This window comes from Shewanella alkalitolerans, from assembly GCF_019457575.1.
In the GTDB taxonomy this organism is placed as follows: domain Bacteria; phylum Pseudomonadota; class Gammaproteobacteria; order Enterobacterales; family Shewanellaceae; genus Shewanella; species Shewanella loihica.
This window is the reverse complement of the sequence record NZ_CP080422.1, coordinates 1382855-1402746: the sequence shown is the minus strand read 5'-3', so window position 1 is coordinate 1402746 and position 19892 is coordinate 1382855. Positions and strand designations below refer to the sequence as shown.

Sequence of the window (19892 nt, the reverse complement as noted above, 5' to 3'; positions counted from 1 at the left end):
TTGACTTCCGCTAGCCTCAGATATACATAACTCAAATACACAAGAGCCCAGATGCAAAAAAGCCACCCTTAGGGTGGCTTTATCGTCTCTTATGCCTTGTAGGCTTAGACCAACTTCATCTCCTGGATGATCTCATGGGCAATCTCAGGTGTGGTACTTACCGGCTTTTGATGCAGATCTGCCTTCAAATGGCCTTTTCTGTGCTTTAACGCCGCATCCAGTTTTTTGGCGGCATTAGTGATAGCAGGATACATGATATCGTCACTCCCAGAGGCTGATATCCGGCTACCTTCGTAATTGGTACTGAGTTCGACCTGAAACTCTCCGTGCTCTTTAGCAATGATGACATCGAGTGAAATGAGCGTTGGGAAATGGGTCGCGATTTTGGAAAACTTTTGATTCACATGCTCTTTTATTGAATCGGTAATATCTACGTGATGACCAGAAAGATTTATTTTCATAGGTTTTCCTTTTTAGGATGACTTCAATAATGAACTTGGGATGAGTGAAAGAAAAAACAAGGGGCTAAAGCACTTTTTTTTTCAATTGACGCCTATGTAAGCATGGGCGAAATCCAAGTAAATCTCCATTCAGTGTCTACTAATATGTACTCCCCATACTGGTTAAAAGCAAGCGGCGAAAACAGGATATCAGGCATAAACAGGCGGTTTTGGCCATAAATCCCACAAAGTAAACAAAATTTAATCAATCTGTCTTTATGGCGTCATCTTCATGCTAGCCCACAAACTAAGAGAGGGCCAAAGGGCAAACCTAAGAGTAATTTGAGAAAACAGCTTTACATGTAAATACGAATGAGAACTTATCTCAACAAGTGTAGAATAAGCTAACCCTTAGTTCATAAATTTATCCATAGTGAATACAAGCATTTCTCCACGTCTAACGTCATTCGAACGAGACCTCTCTCCCAGAGCTTCGGTCATCGTGCGCCTGTTAGCCTCCCTGCTGGGTGGTTACGGCGTGGCGGCGCTCGCCTGTATGCTGCTGGCACAAACTCTGCCCCTTAGCCGTCTCGATGCGGTGCTTGTCGGCACTATGGTCTCCTTTAGCATCTTTGCCATGATGATCATCCGCCTCTTTAGCCTCAGGTCTCACCTGCGCGTGGTGCTGGAACCTGTGGCGCTTTGCAGCCTGCTCTATGGCCTCACACTCGTTTTAGGTTAATCCCATGAAAGAGACTTTTTTCCGCTCCATGACCTGGCTGCACACCTGGGCCGGCCTCGCCGTTTGCTGGCTACTACTGCTTATCTTCTTTGCCGGCAGCCTGAGCTATTTCCGTCACGAGATCAGTCTGTGGAGCAAACCCGAGCTGCATCAATCTGTCTTTCAAGACTATGACCAGCAGCGAATTGGACAACAGATTGCCGAGGGCCAGGCCTATCTGGCCGACAAGGCCCCCGACGCCGCGAGCTGGACCATCTCCTTCCCGAGTGAGCGCAAGCCTTACCTCAGCTTCGGCTGGGCAGACGAGCCTAAAAAGGGTGAACGGCGCGGCAAGTTCCATGAGCATGTCGTCAGCCAGGATGGTCAGCAGATGATCACCGAGATCCGCGACTCCCGAGGTGGCAACTTCTTCTATCGCCTGCATTTTGATCTACATTACCTGCCTGTTGTGGCCGCGCGCTGGATAGTGGGGCTCGCCACCATGGCGATGCTGATCGCCCTGATAAGCGGCGTGGTGATCCACAATCGGATCTTTAAAGACTTCTTCAGTTTTCGGCCGGCTAAAGGCAGTCGCTCCTGGCTCGACGCCCACAATGTCAGCGCCGTGATGGCTCTGCCCTATCACCTGATCATCACCTATACGGGTCTCATCACTCTGATGTTCATGTTCATGCCCTGGGGCGCATTGCAAGAATACGATGGCAACGTGCGCGCCTTCAGGGCCGACCTCAACCCCGCCCGCATTCAGGCAAAGCCCGGCAAAGAAGCAGCGCCGCTCATCGAGGCCGCCAGACTGCTACCTCAAATAGAACAGCAGTGGGGCGCCGCGCCACTGAAACAGTTAAGCATCAGCGCGCCAGGGAAAGATAACAGCCGCATCAGCTTTACCCTCAACAGTGAACAGACGGTGACAGATAGACGTAATCTGTTGATCTTTGATGGGGTAAAGGGTGAACTGATATCTAAGGCTAACCCGGACAGCGCCACCTACAAGACTTATGACACCCTGATGGCGCTGCATACGGCGCGCTTTGCCGACTGGGCTTTACGAGGTTTCTTCTTCCTCTGCGGCCTGCTGGGCTGCGCCATGGTCGCCACTGGCACCCTGCTATGGGCGGTAAAGATCGCCCAGAAACAACAAAAAGCGATTCAATCTGGCACCAAGCCGACTATCGGCCTCAGGCTAGTGGACGGGCTCAACATCAGCTTCATCTGCGGCCTTCCTCTCGCCACCGCAATCTTTTTCTACGCAAACCGTCTGTTGCCGCTCGATATCATCGACCGGGCGCAGCGTGAGGTGGATGCCTTCTTCATCATGCTGGCAGTCATCGCCCTAGTCGCCCTGTGGGATGGCCTTCGCACCGCGCAGTCCTGGCGGCGCTGGCGTCAATGGCTATTGCTGGGCACCCTGGCCTTTGCGGCGTTGCCGCTGGTGGGCGCCGTCACCTCGGGGCAGAGTCTGCTCGCGAACATACATGATAATCAGTGGACGCTGGTAGGCTTCGATATGGTCAGCCTGCTGTTTGCCCTGGCACTGGGATTTGCCGCCAGGCAGGTAAGGCAGTCAAAGCTAATCAATCCGCGCCAAAGTGCCACCAGCCCGAGAACAGACACGGCAAGAGCTGGCAGGGCAAGCGTTGTAAGAGCTAGCAGGCCCAACACAACGGCTATGACTCGTGAAACAAGAGATGGTGATTTAGAGGAGGTGCGCCAATGAACCTATCCATCGGCCTAGCCCTTTGCCTATCCCTATGTTTGGCCTTTATTGCCTTTGGCGCCCTGGCACTGGCCATGTTCAGCCACTTCAAGAGCTGCTTCAAACGTCCACCCACACAGATTCAACAGAGGGCGCTTACCCTGACAGGCTGGGCCTCGCTCGCCTTAAGCTTTCTCGCGCTGCTCGGCCAATATGAGCCCGCCTACGCGACAATTTTGCTGTTTGGCGTGATGAGCGCCGCGGCGCTGGCGGTTATCTTGCTGCTTAGCTACCAGGCAAAACGCCTGCCCGCTAGCCTAGCCGTCGCCGCCTTGCTGGCGCTGGTTGACTTTAGCCTGTTTGTTTAAATTTCATTCAGCCTGGATACAGCAGCATCTGTTTATTATCTGCTCAGTAAACACTATGGCGCCTGATGAAACTCCTGATAGACAGGCGCCAAACAGCAAGGGCAGATACCATGCGAATTTCACCTGCGGCGGCCTATCAGAGATGGACACGCCAACTCCCCAGCGATAAGGCTGCGATGACCAAGAGTCGTGGTGAAGATCACCATAGACAACTCCTAAGCGCCGCCGAACTGACTCAAGACAGGGTCACGCTATCGCCACTCGCGCTAAAGCTAAGTGCTCTCGAGCAGAGCACTCTTAACCACAACACTCTTAATCACAGCAGTCTCGACCAGAGCAGTCTTGACCAGAGCGCACTTGAAAAAGCGGCGCAGCGGGATGCGGCGTAACGCCTTCTAAGGTTTTCAAGCTTTCCCCAAACATTTTCAAAGTTTGCTATAGTGGCCACATTCTATTTCGCATTCCAGTGGGCCCGACAGCATGTCTTTTTCGGTTACCGTCTCTTGGCCACCAGCCACTCATGGTAGCCATCACACTGCTCAAAACTCAGAGCCTCTGCAAAGAGAGCCTCTAGCTAAAGACTCTGGTACAGGCGACGAAAAGATTAGCCGGGATCACCAGCTTAGCTTCGCCAGCGGTCAAGTCGTCGCCGGCTCGGCCGCGCCCGAGTATCAAGGTAGCCAGGATAAGGTCAACCCAGAGGAGAGTCTGCTGAGCGCGCTGGCGGCCTGCCACATGCTGAGTTTTCTCACCATAGTGGAGAAGAAGCGAATGACGCTGCTGAGTTATCGCGACGAGGCATGGGCCGAGCTGGGAAGAAATGAAAAGGGGCAGATGGCTATCACCCGCATAGCACTTACCCCAGAGGTTGAATTGACACCGCCACAGAGAGAAGAGCAGCTAGCAAAGCTGCATGCCCTCGCCCACAAACACTGCTTTATCGCCAACTCTCTGGCCAAAGAGATAGCCATTGAGATAACGCCGCGCCAAAGGCGCTAGCACTAATTTTTCTAAGGGCTAATGTCTCTAGGGGCTAGTATCGCTAAGCGCTAGTGTCTCTAAGGGCTAGAACTGATAGGTCAGCGACAAAGCCGGGCCTTTGAAACCATAATAGATATCGAAATCGGCCAGATCTTTCTCGACCTCGACGTCTATCTTGTAATACTTATAGCCCAACTCCACATCCAGAGAATCACTCAGCTGGTAGTTGACCCCGGCGCTGAAATCAAACAACTGCCCCTTGGTATCCCCTAGGCTGACATAGAAATACTGCGCCCAACCTGAGAGGCTCCAGCGATCGTTAATACGGTAGCGCCCTTGCAGGCCGAGATCGGGTAGCGGCGCCGTCACCTCGGTAAGAGCATTGCTCTTGGGATTAACGTCCACCACCTGGCACTCGTCATCGACGCAGGCGCCAATTTCACCTACAAACTGCAGCTTGAGCCACATGATATGCAGACCGGCGAGCAGGGTCAGATCGACATCCTCGCCACTGTAAAAGTGATAGCGATAGCCCAGGCGCAGAATATCCACGTTAAAGATGGTGCTGATATCCGCCCCCGCCTGCACCAGGTAGGTCTGGCCCGAGTTCACCTCGGTATACTCGTAGGGCTTAGAGATGGAGCGATTGCGGGCCTCGCGATCCAGTCGTTTCCAGTCGAGATAGACGCCGTGATCTTCGTTAAACCAGTAGGCCAGTTCCAGGGTGGGCAGCAGCTTCTTCTCGACCAGGGCCAGATCGTTCTCGAAATCTAGGGTGAAGTCTTTACCGAGATCTGGGTTTTGCACCACAATACCGGAATCAGAGTTGGCGTAGAAACCGCCCAGGGTAACAGAAAATCCCTGCTGCTCGGCATGGGCTAACTGAGCTGAACCTAAGGAAACCGTACTCAATAATACAGCGCCCAGTCGCAACAAGGCACCTGTGACGTTGCGACCTTTGCTAACTCCATAAGTGGTTTTCATGTTCACCTTCCTGATATTCCGACCTAGCAACCTAAACTATGGCAGCGACATACCTATAAGCTAATACAATTTTTGCAGTTTGTATCTGATACAGCAGAAAAAAACAGCAACAGCCGCCCATAAAAATGGAGGTTACCGACCTGGGAACTGCTTGGTCGGTAACCCCCTAAAATGGTTTGGATTAACTTAAGGGCAAATCAAAGTGTTATTTGACGTCTTGAGCCATCCCGCTGCTTGGCATAGGCTGCGCCTTAATGGGTAGCACAGGCTCTAACTCCAGCTTCTGCTTAAGGTAATTCAGCGCCTTATTCAGCTGGGCATCCTCGCCCTTAAAGGTGGCATGTGGCAGGTTATCGACCTCGATATCTGGGCTGATACCGCGGCCTTCCACTATCCAGCGTCCGTCCATGGCGTACTGAGGATACTCGGCAACCCGCGCCATCCCTTTGTCGGTCAGCGAGTTTCGACCCGAGAGCCAGACGCCGGCCCCGGCGGTCTGCTTACCGATGAGCGGTGCCAGGCCTAGTGCCTTGATGCCGGCAGAGAAAGTCTCGCCATCTGAATAGGTTAGCTGATCGGTCAGCACCACCAGATGGCCACGGAAGGTCTGCTGCATGTTAGTGTTCGGCGTACCCTGAGTTGGCTGCCAGAACATCCAGGCGCGACGCAGCAGTTTCTCTATGATCCAGCTGTCGATGTTGCCGCCACGATTGCGGCGCACATCGATAATCAGGCCCTTCTTCTCTATGTTGGCGTAGAACTCACGGGCAAAGTTAGCGATATCGCCTGAGCCCATGGCGTAAAGGTGCAGATAGCCTATCTCACCGCCTGCCGCCTTAGTCACCTTCTGGTTATTGTTGTTGACCCAGTCTAGGTATCTCAGCTTGGCATCGACGCGGTTAGCCACCGGCAGCACGATTGTCTTGAAGCTGTTGCGATCGCGCTTTAAAGTCAATAGCACCTGCTTGTCCGCCTGGTTACGCAGATGGCGGGCCACATCGGCAACGTTTGCAACCGGCTTGCCGTTGATCGCCAGGATGATGTCGCCCACCTTGGCATCGACATCGACTCTGGCCAGCGGCGAAGCCTGCTGCGGCAACTCGGCATCGTTTTGATAGATATGGGCTATCTCGACCCCTTGCTTGGTCTGTAACAGGCGGGCACCTAAGTTAGCGCCCTGAGGCTGATTAGGATCTAGCGGCAGATCGCCGCCGCGCACCTGAGAGTGCAAGGCATCGAGCTCGCCCATCATCTGCATGAAAATATCGTTCAATTCGTGACGGTCGGTCAGTCTGGCTAGCAGCGGCTGGTACTTGGCCTTGGTCGCCTGCCAGTCGAGGCCGCGCATCTTTTTGTCAAAGAAGGAATCTCTGTGCATCAGCCAGGCATCTTCAAACATCTGCTGCCACTCGAGCTGCGGCGAGATCGCCAGTTGCCACTGCTCTGTCTGTACCTTGGCATGGGCAAGATCTTTGGGCAGGGATTCGCCCGCATCGACGATCAGCATATCCATGCCGCCTTTGCTGTGGCGGCGCAGGAAGAGCTTGCTGTCATCGCCAGAGAGCGCATAGCTGGCCACATCTTCGCTGAAGGTTTCCACCTTAGGGCCGAGGGGATCGAACTTGACCCACATCAGATTGGGCGCCTGGGCGCCATCGACAGAATTTGCCAGCATGTAAAGCCCCTTCTCGGTCACCTGTAGCTGGCTGTAGTTGCCAGAGGCGACCGGCACCTGCCACAGGCGCTTGCTGAGCCCCTGCCACTGAACCTGGGTCTTAGCGGGCCTTTTAGCCGCTTCTTCCTCTTTGGCCGCCGGCTGATTTAACTCGTTAGGCTTGCTGAAGGGGAATACCGCCTTGGGCGTCAGCGCCAGGGCGAAGATCTGCCCGCGCTTGTCAAAAACCGGTCCCATATTGCGATCGCCCCAGGGCGAGGTTGGGGTGGCATTAAACTCACGATTAGAGATGAAATAGAGCCACTGGCCATCATCGCTAAAGGCGGGCGAGAAAGATTCATACTTGTCGCTGGTCAGCGCCTCGGCTCTCTCCTCTTCCAGAGAATAGAGCACTATCTGTGGTCTTAGCTGACCTCGTTCATCCTTGGTGACGGCGATGAAGCGGCTATCGTTCGACCAGACCACATCGCCATAGGGGCCGAGTCCCTGACCATTGGTCAATATCTTGCTGTTACGCCCTTTCTTGAGATCCAAGAGCCAGAGGTCGCCGTTGTAATCGTCATGGGCAATGTAGCGACCATCGGGTGAGAGACTCAGCGCCATACGCAGGGCCTTGCCATCTTGGGTGAGCTGTTTAGCCTCATCGCTGCCATCTGCGCTATAGCGCCAGATCTCCTGCTCGCCCGAGGCATCGCTGATCCCATAGACCCACTTGCCATCAGGGCTCATCACAGCGCCGCGAACCCGGTAGTCTCCAGGCAGGGCTAGTTCAACCAGACGCGAGCCATCTGTGCCCGCCAGTGCCACATGGCTGCGGGCAGTGATCACCACCTTGTCGCCGCTGGGCGCCAGGCTGGTGGAGGTGGCATATTTCATCGGCTTGTTGACCCAGTGCTCACGGCGCTCAGGAAAATCTGAGGTCAGGTGAATATCTAGGGTCGACACCTGATTGCTGGCGATATCATAAAGCTTGATATCGGCGCCCTGCTGGAACACCACGCGTCCCTGCTCGAGACGAGCACCGCGTACCTGCCAGTCGCTAAACTGAGTAAGCTGACGCAGGCCTTTGCCATCTAAGGCCATGGACCAGATATTATCGTTACCGCTGCTGTCGCTGACGAAATAGAGACGATCTTGCCACAACATGGGCTGGCGCACCGAGCCTTCATGCTCGGCGGTTAAAGGCTGAGCCTCCTGGTCACTGCCAAGCTTATAGCGCCACAGCTCTCCCTTGGCGCCGCCGCGATACACCTTGGCGTTATCGCCGGTGGCTTGCAGACCGAAGCGGGTAAAGTAGACATATTCACCGGCGTTATCCACCACGCCTTCGATGGCATCGGCCAGCGGCAGATCTTGGGTGGTCAGGCTCTTAGGGTCGACGCTGCGCAGCACCCAATAGTTGGCCGGGCCGAAGGCATTATCGGTGGCGTAGAGCACCTTGCCATCTGGCGTCCAGCCCTGCACCCGCACGCGGCTGTTTTCGAAACTGACTCGCTTGGCGACGCCGCCCTGTATGGGCATCACATAGACCTCGCTCGCCCCTTCATAGTTTGCGACAAAGGCAAGCTGCTTGCCATCTGTTGAGATGGCGGCGCCTAGCTCCTGCGCCGGCAGGCTGGTAAGTCTTCTCGCCTGAGCATCGCCTAACTGCTGAACCCAGAGATCCCCTTCGGCGGTAAACACTAGGGTATCGCCATGAATCGCAGGCGAGCGGTAGTAGCCGACGTTCTGCTCAGTATCCTGGCTTTCTGCTTTTACATTTTCAGCTTGAGCGGCAAAAAGTGGTGCGGAAGAAGCGGTGCCCAATGCAATTGCGCAGCAGGCAAACAGGTGAGAAAGTTTCATAAAGCGCCCATAATTAAGTCGGATTTATTCTTATGGGGCAACAAGGTAGCAAACTTTCCTTAAATCTACAGTAATTTGTGGCTAAAGAAGTATTAGCAAATGTGTACAACTATACTTAGGCCCAAATTCCTTCTATCTCGAGTGGCTATGGGACAGGATATCGACACTAAGGTAACAAAAAAGGCGCCAACCTCTAGCGAACAGAGTCAGCGCATCGCCGAGTTTCTGGCGAGCCAACCCAAGGCGCTGGCGGCAAGCTATAGTCAGGCACAACTCGAGGCGATAGATAACGCCTTGCAGGGACGCAGCTGGCAGCGACACGCCATAGACAGCCGAGGCACCTTTTCCATCCCCTTTATCCCCTGGCGTTTCTACTATGTAATGCTGCTGGGGCGCAACCGCCGGGCATTCACCCGGCGCGAGAAACGTCTCTCCAGCCTGGCGCTGTTTGGCGTAATCATCACCTTTATCCTGATCAGCCTGAGCCTGGGATTACTCCTCCTCTATCTGCTGAAATCCGCGTTGGGGATAGATCTATTCGAAGGCCACTCGCTGGGAATTTGGGATGCGGTAAAATCTTGGTTTGAATAACAAAACGGGGCACTAAGGCCCCGTTTTCAATGCTATTGATTCAGTTGCTGTCACTCTTTACTCTGCGAGTGAGCCTTAATCTGCTTCACTAACGCTTGCCACTGCGCATGCTGGGGATGGCTGTTATCTTCCAGCCTTGGACGCTCCTTGAGCAGTCTCTGGTACAGAGTATCGGCATCACTCCACAGCTTGCTATCAACCAGCTGCTGCAGATGATTCACCGCCTGAATATCCGATATCACGGCCTTGGCCTGAGTCGCTGCTTTTGCATCTGTTGCTGTATTCAGATCAACAGCACCGACTTGCTGCGCCGTTAACGATTCGAGCTCACCTTGGCCATCGCTCTGGCTCTCAGTTTTCAGATCAACAGGCGCTTTACGCGCCATCATAGTCACGGCTTGAGGGCTTGCCAGCTCCGCATCTGCAACATCAGCCTGGGCACTCGGGCCCTGCTGCACGTCCGGCTCTTGCTGCTCTTGCGGCTCAGGCGGCGCAGCCATACGCATCGCCTGGGGCTCGCTGGCAAGCATGGGCCGGACTTGATCGTTTATGGGCGTGGGCCCATTGAGATTCAGCAGCAAGAGGCTAGATAACAGCAGCACTGAGGCGGCCGATGACAGCGGCCAGCGATAGCGGCGCCAGAAGCTTACCTGAATAACATTGGCTGACCCACTCTGCCCGATCTCACCGGCTTTTTCAGTTAGACGTTGCTGGGCCATCGCCAGGATACGGGCATCCAGCTCTGTTGATGGCTGCTCTGTGGCCTTAGCCAGATAGAGCGCCTTTAGCTCGGCATCCGAGAGCATTTTATCGTTTTCATCTGACATTAGACTGCTCCTGCCATTTTCTGTTGCACACAGGCCTTGAGCGCCTGATTAGCATAACGAATTCGACTCTTAGTGGCCTCCATGCCAACCCCGGCGATCTCTCCTATCGCCGCCGCGGTAAATCCCATCTCCACATTCAGCAGAAAGGCTTCTTTCTGCACATGGGGCAGAAGGCTGATGCAATGCTTTAAGATCAAGGCCTTCTGCTCATCTTCGAGCCGACCATCCGGGCCGCTCTCATCGCTGGGGATGACAGCCTCCAAGGACTGCTCCTCGCCTGCCGGGTCGCTTAGACTGTCCACAGGTTTCAGCGCCCTGACATGATCGATCAGCAAGTTATGGGCGATGCGATAGAGCCAGGTCGTAAACTTAGCGCGCTGCTCATAGCCTGCGGCGGCCTTAATCACACGGCTCCAGGTCTCTTGATAGAGATCTTCGGCCAAGGCACTGTCGCCTAGTTGTCGCTTGAAATAGCGATACAGACCACCCTTGTGTTTATGATAAAGCTGCTCAAAGGCGCCTTGATCTCCCTGGGCATATTGCGCCATCAGGATTTGATCACTATCTGCAGTTACTTCAGATACCTGTTCCACGCTGGGACTCCCTCATACCGACTCCTCGAGCGGAGTTAAACTCATGCAATAGCTGAGTCTGCATCCCTCGACGGGGTTTGTCCATGCTTTGGCAACAAGTTGCTTCGCTTTTCAGCAATTTACGGGTATATATTCGGGCAAGTCGCGACGCCTAGGACTAAATCTATCCCACGCCTCAATCATCCTAGCCTTTAATCCAAGCCATTAGATAAAAGCGCCCTTCACAGCTATAGACGTAGGGGAAATGAAAAAGGGTTAAACCTCAGTAACAAAATGAATGCAGCAAAAAAGTAATGAGAGAAATGAATCAGAGATGAGCAAGAAATGGGCGAGAGGCGAGATAAAAAAACGCCACCCGAACGGGCGGCGTCTCAGGCTGATGAAGTCCCTTTATACAAGCATCAAGCAGCCATTAGGCAGGCATTAAGCGTTAGCCAGCTTCTCTTGTAGCTTGGCATCTTTTGCCTGTACGGCTTCAGCCGACTTAGCGCGCTCTTCTTTTACAGCAAGTGCCAGGGCGTCATCGCCAACGGCCAACATCTGCGCCGCCAGGTAACCCGCGTTCTTCGCACCCGCGCTGCCGATAGCTACGGTAGCCACAGGCACGCCGCCAGGCATCATCACTGTCGATAGTAGAGCGTCGTGGCCCTGTAGTGGACCGCAATCTACTGGCACACCGATAACTGGACGTGTGGTGATACCGGCTACGGCACCTGCCAGGTGAGCCGCCAGACCCGCCGCGCAGATAAAGACCTTACAACCACGCTCTTCAGCATCGTGAACGTAAGCGTGGGTCGCTGCAGGCGTACGGTGCGCCGAGGTCACCTTGGCTTCGTATTGAATACCGAAAGTTTTAAGTACATCTAAGGTGGCTTGCATTGTTGGGAGATCAGAATCCGATCCCATGAGTACGGCAACAAATGGCTTAGTCATCTTTTATCCTTTTTGTAGGGTAAGGCTATTGTTTTGCGCGCATTATAGTCATTTTTAAATGCAGATGACAGTGATCGCCGGGATTAACCCAAGTAGCGCAAAAAGGCTTAAGCAGCATTGACTTAGCCTCAAAATAACCGCTAGTTATTGTACGCTGATAAAAACAGTGAGTTCTTGAGTTTAAGATAGGCAATATTTCGAGGAACAAAGAGGGGATAACGCCCCGAGGAGGCACATGGAGGAGGCACATTAACGACACGGCATGTACCTTTTTTGGGCTTCGCCTAAAGTTTAAAAACTGACGAAGCCCACACCAAAGGTTAACCGAAGAAGAGGCGCCACAACCAGGAGGAGTCTAGGTCTTCCTGACAGCTGCGGTACTGGGCGGCATAACGCTTAGAGCGCTTGTCGACCTTATCGGCCACCTTGATCAGCCAAGGCTTCTGCCTGTAGGTACCACGCTTATAACCGCCCCACCCCTCGTGATAGTTGAGATATTGATTGCGGGCATCCCACTTGGAAACCCCATTGATCTTGTGGGTCTTGTAGATAAACCAGCCCATGAAATCCATGGCATCGTCGAAGTTGCTGCGGCTCGACCAGGAGTTGCCCGTCTCGCGCACATAGTCATCCCAAGTCAACGTCTTGGCCTGGGCGTAACCATAGGCGTCGCTGGCACGGCCGATGGGGATAAAGCCCAAGAAGTACTCCATCGGCGGCGCCGCGTTGTGTTTAAATGAGCTCTCCTGATACATCATGGCCAAGGGCACATGTACCGGCACGCCCCACTTCTCGCGGGTATCGACCGCGGCCTCATACCAGTCTCGATTCTCTTGATAGATGGCGCAGAGGTTTTCAGGATCCTCTGGCGGTGAGGTGGCGCAGCCCCCCAATGACAGGAAGCTAACGGCAAGTAAGGCTAAGGAAATCTTTCTCATCAACAGACCGAAAACATTAAACACATTGGGCTAGTTTCACATCCTTGCTGTAGAGAAGCAATCGCCAGACGGCAAATTTACCCCATGCTATCAATCCATTAGTTTGATTCGTTGAGGAACTCACACTCATGAGACTCCTGGGCCCACACCACGGGTTGCCAGTAGTCGGTATCCAGGCCGCGATAGATCTTGTCCTGATTAAACTGAGCCGCCAGGTGATAGCGCTGATTCGCCTCGAGATGCAGCGTCAATGTCTTGGTCTGGCGCGCCGCAAGCTTCACCTTGAGCCGCGGCGAGTCGATGAGTTCGGCCAGGGTGAATTGATATTCCCCAGGCGCGAGGCGATAGTTGGGCCTTGAGATCACAGGCTTACCGTTGAGATGTGTCACCACTGCGCGGTACAGGCCCTGAGATTCATCCGGCATCTGATAACCAGACACGGTCGCGCACAGTGATTCATTGTCGGGGCCAGAGGCGCAGCCCGACAGCATAGACAGTGTCAGCAGACCAATACCTGCACCAATAGCGCGAGCCTTCATGCTTATACCACTTGGTCTACCGGCGCGGGCGCCTCGGCGAAATAGTCGGCAAGATACTGCTCGAAATCCTGCACTGATTCCGCCTCGAGCTTGGCCTGGGCCGCCAAGGATTGCTCAGCCGCCGCCTCATAGGCCGCCTCAACCTCAGGCGTCAGCGGATAGTCGCGCAGGGCATGGTAATAGTCTTTCGCCAGGGATTTCACCCACTGGCTATGATCTATCCCCTCGGCCAATAGTGCCGACATCACGCGACCAGATAGCGTCTTGGCCGGGTCGCGCACCGCCTCGAGCCAATGTGCCAGGCTGTCTTGATAAGCCTGCCCCTCACCATCGAGCAGCTTAGCCAAGGTGCTTAACTCACCAAACAGAGACTCGAGCCAGGCCTGTAGCGTGACTTGCTCGCCCCCACGATTAAGGGTCAATCCAGGCTCACGGCCACTGGTGATCACCTTACTTAGGTTAGCGCCGATGGCGGCTTCATCTGTCGCATCGCTCTTTGGCGATGGCGTCAATAGGCAGTGCAGCAGGAAGAGGTCCAGGAAACGCACCTGATCGGCATCTATCCCCACAGGGCTGAAGGGGTTAACGTCCAGTGCCCGCACCTCTATATATTCGACCCCGGCGCGCGCCAAGGCCTGAGAGGGTTTCTCTCCGGCGAGGGTTACCCGCTTAGCCCGAATGGGCGAGTAGAACTCATTCTCTATCTGTAGCACGTTGGCATTTAGCTGACGGAACTCGCCGTCGACCTTGACGCCAATCGCCTCGAAATGAGCCGATGGCATCTTGATCGCCGCGTTGATCCCCTCGAGGTACTCAGCCAGCGAGTTGTAGCTGATGTTGAGCCGCTCCTGCTCCTTGTTGGTGTAACCCAGATCGCTCATGCGCAATGAAGTGGCATAAGGCAGATAGAGGGTGCCTTTGCCTAATTTCTCGAAGGCGAGATCTGTCTGTTGATCTTTGATGAAGGAGCCACACAGCGCCGGCGAGGCGCCAAACAGATATGGCAATACCCATACCAGGCGGCGGTAGTTACGGATCAATCCAAAATAGGATTCAGAGATGAAATCGCCTTTGCTCAGGCGTTTATCCGAGCCTTGGTAGAGCAGCTCCCACAGGACATCGGATACGGAAAAATTAAAATGCACGCCAGAGATGATCTGCATCTGGGCGCCATAGCGATAGGTGAGGCCTTTGCGGTACAGACGCTTAAGCTGCCCTGTGTTGGAGCTACCATAATCGGCGATGGGGATATCGGCCACATCGCCGACATAACAGGGCATACTCACCGGCCAGAGTTGCTGCTGGCCCAGGTGCCTTACCGAAAAGGCGTGGGTCTGGGTGAGATCCGTCAGCAAGGCTGAGATATCTTGATAGACAGGGGTGATAAACTCTAACAGGGATTCACTGTAGTCTGTGGTGATCCGCGAATGGGTCAGGGCCGAGCCGAGCGCCTTAGGATGTTTATCCATGGCCAGATGACCATTTGGCTCAATACGCAATGCTTCGCGCTCGATACCCCGTTGCATACCTGCCAGTGCGGCGCTTCCCTGCTCGTTGTCGAGTAGGCCTATCACTTCATCGAAAGAGTTCAAATTCTTCGTCTCTCATTGCTTCAACCGTTTGCCTTGCAAGTCAGACCTGCAAAAAGCGCGTTTGCTTTCGCCATCACCACAAAATAGCCGCTGTGCTAGATCCTTGGCAAGGGAAAAAATAAAGCGGTGAGCAGAGTTAATGCTCACCGCTAGGGGCTATATTGGGGCGCAAGCTACAGATTACAACTGCAAAATTTTCACCTGGTAGCCCAGAGCTTTAATCTCTTGTTCGATCTTCGCCCTGTCGCCGACAATCAGCACTATCATCTTGTCCAGGTTCAGCTTCTCCTTCGCCAACTGGTTCAGCTCATCCTTGCCAACGGCCTTGATGATATCGGCCTGCTGCTGGGTGTAATCGGCGGCAAGCTTGTAGCGCTGGATCTTACGCATGAAGCCCGCCTTCTGGTATGGCGTCTCATAATCCAGTGCCTGCCCCTGAGAGATAGAGCTGCGCAGGAAAGCCAGTTCCTTGTCTGTCATCCCTTCAGCCTGATAGGCATTGATCTCCTTGGCAAACTCAGTGAGCGCCTTGGCGGTGACATCGCTGCGCACGCTGGCCGAAGCCTCGAACAAACCAAGCTCGCTACCGCCGCTGAAGTAACTGCGGGCACCATAGGTATAGCCCTTGTCTTCACGCAGATTGAGGTTGATGCGGCTGTTAAAGGCACCGCCCAGTGGATAGTTCATCAGGTAAGACTTGAAGAACTCGCCTGTGGCATCATAGGGCATGGCGCGCTTACCTATCTTAATAACCGACTGTGCCGCGCCCGGCTTATCCAGGATATAGACGGTGCCGGCATCGAGGGCTGGCATGGCGGCCAGACTCGGCAGCGGCGTCGCCTCCCCTTGCCACTGAGCTAGGCCCTTAAGCTTAGGCATCAGCTGGGCCTTGGACAGGTTAGTCACGGCCACTATCTGGGCGTTACCGGCGCGGAACTGCTTGTTGTAGAAGGCTTTGACATCATCCAGGGTCAACTGAGACACGCTGGCGGGGGTGCCCATCTCACTCACCCCAAGGGCGGTGTCTTTGCCGTAGAGCAAGGCATCGAACTGACTGTCGGCGACATAGTTAGGGTCCGACTGCATGTGTTGCAGGCTCTGCAGGTGTTGTTGCTGCACCCGGGCAAAATCGCTCTCTTTAAAGCCAGGATGGAACAGCTTCTCCTCGACGATCGCCAGGGTCTCATCCAGATGTGAGGTCAGGGCCGAGACCTTGATATAGCTCTGATAGATGCTGCTGCCAAAACTGACGCTGCTGCCGAGCATCTCCAGCGCCTGGGCTAGCTCTTCTGTGCTGCGCTTGTCGCTGGATTCGTTCAGCATGGCCGCGGTCAGACCGGCTAATCCTGCCTGCTTCACGTCGGTCAGGCGATGGCCGCCGTTAAGGTAGATGAGCAGCTCGACGGTTGGGGTCTCATCGCTCTCAGTGCCCATCACCTCTATGCCGTTGGCCAGCTTATCTGTCCACAGGCTTGGCGCCGTGATAACAGGTGCCTGTTGGGCACTCGGCATCACGCTGCGATCGAAGCTACTACCAGCCTTGGCCACATCAACCATGCCGGTCACGGCTTCGGCGGCTACCCGCGGCGCAGGCGCCACAAAGTTATCTTCGTGGGCGATCAGCTGCTGTTGTCCCTGAGGCACCACACTCATCACCACAGACGGCTTGCCCTTGATGTAGGTATTAAACACCCGCATCACATCTTCCTTGGTGACGTTAGCGTAGCGCTTGAGATCGTGGGCTATCATATCTGGATTACCGAAGAAGGTCTGATTCAGGGCCAGGGTCGATACCTTGCCCTTGACGCTCTGCAAGCCGAAGATGGTGTTTGCCTCAAACTGCACCTTAACTTTCTGCAGGTCATCATCTGTCACGCCGCGCTGTTCAAACTCGGCGATAGACTCGCGAATACGACGCTCGACATCCGCCAGCTGACCACCTCTGGCAGGGTTTGCCAGGGCATAGATAGAGAACTGACAGGCCAGCTCCTGACAAGGATGGCTCACGCCGGCCTGCACGGCATAACCATCTTTTACCAGGTTCTTGTACACCAGCGAGGTAGGTCCGCCGCCGATGATATTGGCCAGCAGATCCAGCGCCGCTTCATCTTCGTGGCTGGCGTAGACGGTTGGAAATGCCATGCGCAGCAGCGGCAGGTGCACCCTGTCTTCCATGGAGATGTAGCGGGTCTTATCTAACGTGACCAGCGTCTTGGCCTCAGGCTTCACCTCTGGGCCTCTTGGGATCTCACCAAAATATTTGTTCACCCAGGCCAGGGTCTGCATCTCGTCGAAATCACCGCCTATGGTGAGTGTGGCGTTGTTCGGGCCGTACCAGCGCTGGAAAAAGTGTTTCACGTCATCGAGCTGGGCGCGATTGAGATCCTCCGGCCAGCCGATGACGGGCCAGGAATATTGATGTCCGCTGGGGTAGAAGGCCTGATTGAAGCGCTCGTTCATACGGCCATAGGGCTGATTGTCGATACGCTGGGCGCGCTCGTTCTTCACCGTCTCGCGCTGCACCTCGAACTTGTTGTCGGTCAGCGCGGGCAAGAAGTACCCCATGCGATCAGACTCCAGCCAGAGCATCTTCTCTAGCTGATTGCTGGGCACAGTCTCGAAATAGTTGGTGCGGTCTGTGTTGGTGGTGCCGTTAAGTGTGCCACCGGCCTCGGTTACCGTCTTGAAGTGCTGCTCGTCGCCCACATGCTCTGAGCCCTGGAACATCATGTGCTCAAACAGGTGCGCAAATCCAGAGCGTCCTGACAGCTCTCTTGCCGAGCCCACATGATAGGTGACATCCACATGCACCAGAGGATCGGAATGATCCTGATGCAGGATCACCGTCAGACCGTTGGCCAGTTGATATTTCTTGTAGGGAATGCCGACGCCCGACTCGGCCAGGGCCACATTTTCGATTAGCGAAACGCCCTGAGGCAGCGCCACGTTTGCCGGTGCGTTGGCACAGGCGCTTAGCGCGGCCGAGATTGCCGCAGCCAATATCCATTTTTTCATTCTTTACTCCTATTTGAAACAGTGAGGCCAGCCTTTATCGAGACAGCTTTTGCCAAAATAAGTTCGTCCCAAAAGACCACACCGCTTACAACCAATGTAACGCCAACGCCGCAACCAGCAGATAGCGCACTCCTTTCCCTATAAAAATCATTATGCTGGACTTAATCAGCGGCATCCTGAGCCAGCCTGCCAGCAGGCATAAGATATCGCCGATGAGGGGCGTCCAGGCAAGCAGCAGGCTCCAGTAGCCATAACGCTCGATGAGCCGCAGCCCATGGCGATAACGGCCGCTGGCCATCTCCTCGGGCGTCTTGGCGAAACGCCCCAGGGCGCCAAGATAGTAACTGGTCAGAGACCCTAAGGTGTTGCCCAGGGTCGCCATGACCACTAGGGAGACCCAGGTCTCGGGCGCCTGATTGATCAGCGCGGCCAGCAGTACCTCAGATCCACCCGGTAACAAGGTGGCGGCTAAAAAGGCGCCGCTAAAGATCAACCATAACGCCGTCATGATCCCTTACCTAATGAAAAAAAGTAAATTTTTATGTGTGCTGTTTTCAAAGTGATCATGTTACCTAAAAGTAAAAATTTAATCTTATTAAAACAAACTCTTATATCACAATAAGTTATAACAAAATCGCTTTGGTAAGCAAGGCATCAGCCAGATACAATATCTGGCTCACTCGCTAAGGTTGAAATACCTGGATGGCTCATGCTAGAACAAGCAATTCATTTTTGATTCGAAACGCCATCCACAATAACGACTTAATAAATTTGGAATAGATCCCATGTGGCAAACAATTAAACAGATCCCCTTTTGGCAGAAGGTTCTCGCCGGTTTCATCTTAGGGGTAGGCCTGGGCGTTGTCCTGGGCGAGCAGGCAACCCAACTCAAGCCGCTGGGCGACCTCTTTATCGCGGCAATCAAGATGTTGGTTGCGCCGCTGATCTTCTGCGCCATCGTCGTCAGCATCACCTCTCTGGGTAACGATGTTAGCCTCAAGCGCCTGAGTATCAAGACCCTGGCCATGTTCATGCTGACCGGCACCATAGCCTCGCTTATCGGCTTAGCGATCGGTTCGCTAATCGACATGGGTGGCTCGCTAGAACTCGCCACCACAGAGGTGCGCGAACGTAACGTGCCAGGCTTTGCCCAGGTACTGCTGGACATGATCCCGGTCAATCCTTTTGCCTCCCTGGCCGAAGGCAAGGTGCTGCAGATCATCGTCTTCGCCGCCTTAGTCGGTATCGCCATCAACAAGATTGGCGACAAGGCCGAGCCGCTCAAGCGCACCATAGAAGCGGGCGCAGAGGTGATGTTCCAGCTGACCCGCATGGTACTGCAACTGACCCCTATCGGTGTATTCGGCCTAATGGCCTGGGTAGTAGGTGAATATGGCCTCTCTACCCTATTGCCGCTGGGCAAGTTTATCGGCGCCATCTATATCGCCGCGCTGATCCACATGATCTTCGTCTATGGCGGCCTGGTCAGATTCGGCGCCGGCCTGAGTGCTGTGCAGTTCTTCAGAAAGGCGATGCCAGCCCAGCTGGTTGCCTTCACCACGGCGTCGAGCTTCGGCACCCTGCCCGCCAGCACCCGTGCCACAGAGACCATGGGCGTATCGAAGAAATATGGCGCCTTCGTGCTGCCACTAGGCGCCACCATGAACATGGACGGCTGTGGCGGTATCTACCCGGCCATCGCGGCCATTTTCATCGCGCAGATCTATGGCATCCCGCTGGAGATGACCGACTACATGCTGATCGCCGTTACCGCCACTGTGGCCTCTGTGGGTACGGCAGGCGTACCCGGTAGCGCCATGGTGATGCTCTCTGTCACCCTGGGCGTGGTAGGTTTGCCCCTCGAAGGCATCGCCTTTATCGCCTCAATCGACAGGGTGATCGACATGATACGTACCGCAACTAACGTGACCGGGGACATGATGACGGCCGTGGTGGTGGGCAAGTCTGAGGGTCAGCTCGACCAGGAGCAGTTCTATCGCAACGAAGAGAGCGACGCCCCTGAGGTTGCCAGCTAATCTCAGTTCCGATCGATAAAAAAGAAGCCGCTTAATGCGGCTTTTTTATTGCTAATTGCTTGTTAAATCTGAAATAGTAAGTTTAAATCATATATTA

General features: G+C 54.5%; 18 protein-coding genes. 7 read left to right on the top strand and 11 right to left on the bottom strand.

What is annotated here, in order from left to right; translation table 11 throughout:
• Positions 1-104 precede the first annotated feature (104 nt).
• Positions 105-461 carry a ribosome hibernation-promoting factor, HPF/YfiA family gene (hpf, locus tag K0J45_RS06230; protein ID WP_011865043.1) on the bottom strand — a complete coding sequence of 119 codons (357 nt, stop codon included), beginning with the start codon at positions 459-461 and terminating at the stop codon, positions 105-107.
• A 481-nt stretch (positions 462-942) separates the two neighbouring features.
• Here hpf and K0J45_RS06225 point away from each other — a divergent pair, with 481 nt between their 5' ends.
• The 5 genes from K0J45_RS06225 to K0J45_RS06205 all read left to right on the top strand — a co-directional run bounded on the left by K0J45_RS06225 (position 943) and on the right by K0J45_RS06205 (position 4245).
• Positions 943-1182 (top strand): hypothetical protein, encoded by a 240-nt coding sequence (locus K0J45_RS06225; protein ID WP_220044669.1) that lies wholly within the window; start codon positions 943-945, stop codon positions 1180-1182.
• Between the two features lie 4 nt (positions 1183-1186).
• The gene (locus tag K0J45_RS06220) at positions 1187-2899 is read left to right on the top strand and encodes a PepSY-associated TM helix domain-containing protein (RefSeq protein WP_220044668.1); all 1713 of its coding nucleotides are present in this window, start codon (positions 1187-1189) and stop codon (positions 2897-2899) included.
• A complete protein-coding gene (locus K0J45_RS06215; protein WP_220044667.1) occupies positions 2896-3246 on the top strand; it encodes a DUF3325 domain-containing protein in 351 nt (116 codons plus the stop codon). The genes K0J45_RS06220 and K0J45_RS06215 overlap by 4 nt, the downstream gene beginning before the upstream one ends.
• A gap of 110 nt (positions 3247-3356) precedes the next feature.
• Positions 3357-3635 (top strand): hypothetical protein, encoded by a 279-nt coding sequence (locus K0J45_RS06210; RefSeq protein ID WP_220044666.1) that lies wholly within the window; start codon positions 3357-3359, stop codon positions 3633-3635.
• A gap of 91 nt (positions 3636-3726) precedes the next feature.
• Positions 3727-4245, top strand: coding sequence for an OsmC family protein (locus tag K0J45_RS06205; RefSeq protein WP_258406776.1), 519 nt, complete (start codon positions 3727-3729; stop codon positions 4243-4245).
• A 66-nt stretch (positions 4246-4311) separates the two neighbouring features.
• Here the strand turns inward: K0J45_RS06205 and K0J45_RS06200 are convergent, their stop codons facing one another.
• Together K0J45_RS06200 and K0J45_RS06195 are read right to left on the bottom strand one after the other, a co-directional pair.
• Positions 4312-5211, bottom strand: coding sequence for a porin family protein (locus K0J45_RS06200; protein ID WP_220044665.1), 900 nt, complete (start codon positions 5209-5211; stop codon positions 4312-4314).
• A 205-nt stretch (positions 5212-5416) separates the two neighbouring features.
• Positions 5417-8731 (bottom strand): S41 family peptidase, encoded by a 3315-nt coding sequence (locus tag K0J45_RS06195; RefSeq protein WP_220044664.1) that lies wholly within the window; start codon positions 8729-8731, stop codon positions 5417-5419.
• 147 nt (positions 8732-8878) lie between these two features.
• Here K0J45_RS06195 and K0J45_RS06190 point away from each other — a divergent pair, with 147 nt between their 5' ends.
• Positions 8879-9322 (top strand): hypothetical protein, encoded by a 444-nt coding sequence (locus K0J45_RS06190; RefSeq protein WP_258406775.1) that lies wholly within the window; start codon positions 8879-8881, stop codon positions 9320-9322.
• Between the two features lie 50 nt (positions 9323-9372).
• Here the strand turns inward: K0J45_RS06190 and K0J45_RS06185 are convergent, their stop codons facing one another.
• The 8 genes from K0J45_RS06185 to K0J45_RS06150 form a co-directional block, all read right to left on the bottom strand.
• The gene (locus tag K0J45_RS06185; protein WP_220044662.1) at positions 9373-10149 is read right to left on the bottom strand and encodes a hypothetical protein; all 777 of its coding nucleotides are present in this window, start codon (positions 10147-10149) and stop codon (positions 9373-9375) included.
• A complete protein-coding gene (locus K0J45_RS06180) occupies positions 10149-10697 on the bottom strand; it encodes a sigma-70 family RNA polymerase sigma factor (protein ID WP_186300640.1) in 549 nt (182 codons plus the stop codon). The genes K0J45_RS06185 and K0J45_RS06180 overlap by 1 nt, the downstream gene beginning before the upstream one ends.
• 468 nt (positions 10698-11165) lie before the next feature.
• A complete protein-coding gene (gene purE / locus K0J45_RS06175) occupies positions 11166-11675 on the bottom strand; it encodes a 5-(carboxyamino)imidazole ribonucleotide mutase (RefSeq protein ID WP_041510500.1) in 510 nt (169 codons plus the stop codon).
• A 320-nt stretch (positions 11676-11995) separates the two neighbouring features.
• Positions 11996-12613: a transglycosylase SLT domain-containing protein gene (locus K0J45_RS06170; RefSeq protein ID WP_011865031.1), complete on the bottom strand. Its 618-nt coding sequence runs from the start codon at positions 12611-12613 to the stop codon at positions 11996-11998.
• Between the two features lie 98 nt (positions 12614-12711).
• Positions 12712-13152: a hypothetical protein gene (locus K0J45_RS06165; RefSeq protein ID WP_011865030.1), complete on the bottom strand. Its 441-nt coding sequence runs from the start codon at positions 13150-13152 to the stop codon at positions 12712-12714.
• Positions 13153-13154: 2 nt separating this feature from the next.
• Complete coding sequence (gene gshA, locus K0J45_RS06160) at positions 13155-14744, bottom strand: glutamate--cysteine ligase (protein WP_258406774.1); 1590 nt, start codon at positions 14742-14744, stop codon at positions 13155-13157.
• 180 nt (positions 14745-14924) lie between these two features.
• Positions 14925-17759, bottom strand: coding sequence for a M16 family metallopeptidase (locus tag K0J45_RS06155; protein WP_220044661.1), 2835 nt, complete (start codon positions 17757-17759; stop codon positions 14925-14927).
• An 85-nt stretch (positions 17760-17844) separates the two neighbouring features.
• The gene (locus K0J45_RS06150; protein WP_220044660.1) at positions 17845-18267 is read right to left on the bottom strand and encodes a YqaA family protein; all 423 of its coding nucleotides are present in this window, start codon (positions 18265-18267) and stop codon (positions 17845-17847) included.
• 277 nt (positions 18268-18544) lie between these two features.
• Here K0J45_RS06150 and K0J45_RS06145 point away from each other — a divergent pair, with 277 nt between their 5' ends.
• The gene (locus tag K0J45_RS06145) at positions 18545-19795 is read left to right on the top strand and encodes a dicarboxylate/amino acid:cation symporter (protein WP_220044659.1); all 1251 of its coding nucleotides are present in this window, start codon (positions 18545-18547) and stop codon (positions 19793-19795) included.
• Positions 19796-19892 lie beyond the last annotated feature (97 nt).

What these genes read in the sequence shown, in the direction of transcription:
- hpf (WP_011865043.1), bottom strand. Translation starts at nt 461, where the DNA reads ATGAAAATAAATCTTTCTGGTCATCACGTAGATATTACCGATTCAATA.
- K0J45_RS06220 (WP_220044668.1), top strand. Translation starts at nt 1,187, where the DNA reads ATGAAAGAGACTTTTTTCCGCTCCATGACCTGGCTGCACACCTGGGCC.
- K0J45_RS06215 (WP_220044667.1), top strand. Translation starts at nt 2,896, where the DNA reads ATGAACCTATCCATCGGCCTAGCCCTTTGCCTATCCCTATGTTTGGCC.
- K0J45_RS06210 (WP_220044666.1), top strand. Translation starts at nt 3,357, where the DNA reads ATGCGAATTTCACCTGCGGCGGCCTATCAGAGATGGACACGCCAACTC.
- K0J45_RS06205 (WP_258406776.1), top strand. Translation starts at nt 3,727, where the DNA reads ATGTCTTTTTCGGTTACCGTCTCTTGGCCACCAGCCACTCATGGTAGC.
- K0J45_RS06200 (WP_220044665.1), bottom strand. Translation starts at nt 5,211, where the DNA reads ATGAAAACCACTTATGGAGTTAGCAAAGGTCGCAACGTCACAGGTGCC.
- K0J45_RS06195 (WP_220044664.1), bottom strand. Translation starts at nt 8,731, where the DNA reads ATGAAACTTTCTCACCTGTTTGCCTGCTGCGCAATTGCATTGGGCACC.
- K0J45_RS06190 (WP_258406775.1), top strand. Translation starts at nt 8,879, where the DNA reads ATGGGACAGGATATCGACACTAAGGTAACAAAAAAGGCGCCAACCTCT.
- K0J45_RS06185 (WP_220044662.1), bottom strand. Translation starts at nt 10,149, where the DNA reads ATGTCAGATGAAAACGATAAAATGCTCTCGGATGCCGAGCTAAAGGCG.
- K0J45_RS06180 (WP_186300640.1), bottom strand. Translation starts at nt 10,697, where the DNA reads ATGGCGCAATATGCCCAGGGAGATCAAGGCGCCTTTGAGCAGCTTTAT.
- purE (WP_041510500.1), bottom strand. Translation starts at nt 11,675, where the DNA reads ATGACTAAGCCATTTGTTGCCGTACTCATGGGATCGGATTCTGATCTC.
- K0J45_RS06170 (WP_011865031.1), bottom strand. Translation starts at nt 12,613, where the DNA reads ATGAGAAAGATTTCCTTAGCCTTACTTGCCGTTAGCTTCCTGTCATTG.
- K0J45_RS06165 (WP_011865030.1), bottom strand. Translation starts at nt 13,152, where the DNA reads ATGAAGGCTCGCGCTATTGGTGCAGGTATTGGTCTGCTGACACTGTCT.
- K0J45_RS06155 (WP_220044661.1), bottom strand. Translation starts at nt 17,759, where the DNA reads ATGAAAAAATGGATATTGGCTGCGGCAATCTCGGCCGCGCTAAGCGCC.
- K0J45_RS06150 (WP_220044660.1), bottom strand. Translation starts at nt 18,267, where the DNA reads ATGACGGCGTTATGGTTGATCTTTAGCGGCGCCTTTTTAGCCGCCACC.
- K0J45_RS06145 (WP_220044659.1), top strand. Translation starts at nt 18,545, where the DNA reads ATGTGGCAAACAATTAAACAGATCCCCTTTTGGCAGAAGGTTCTCGCC.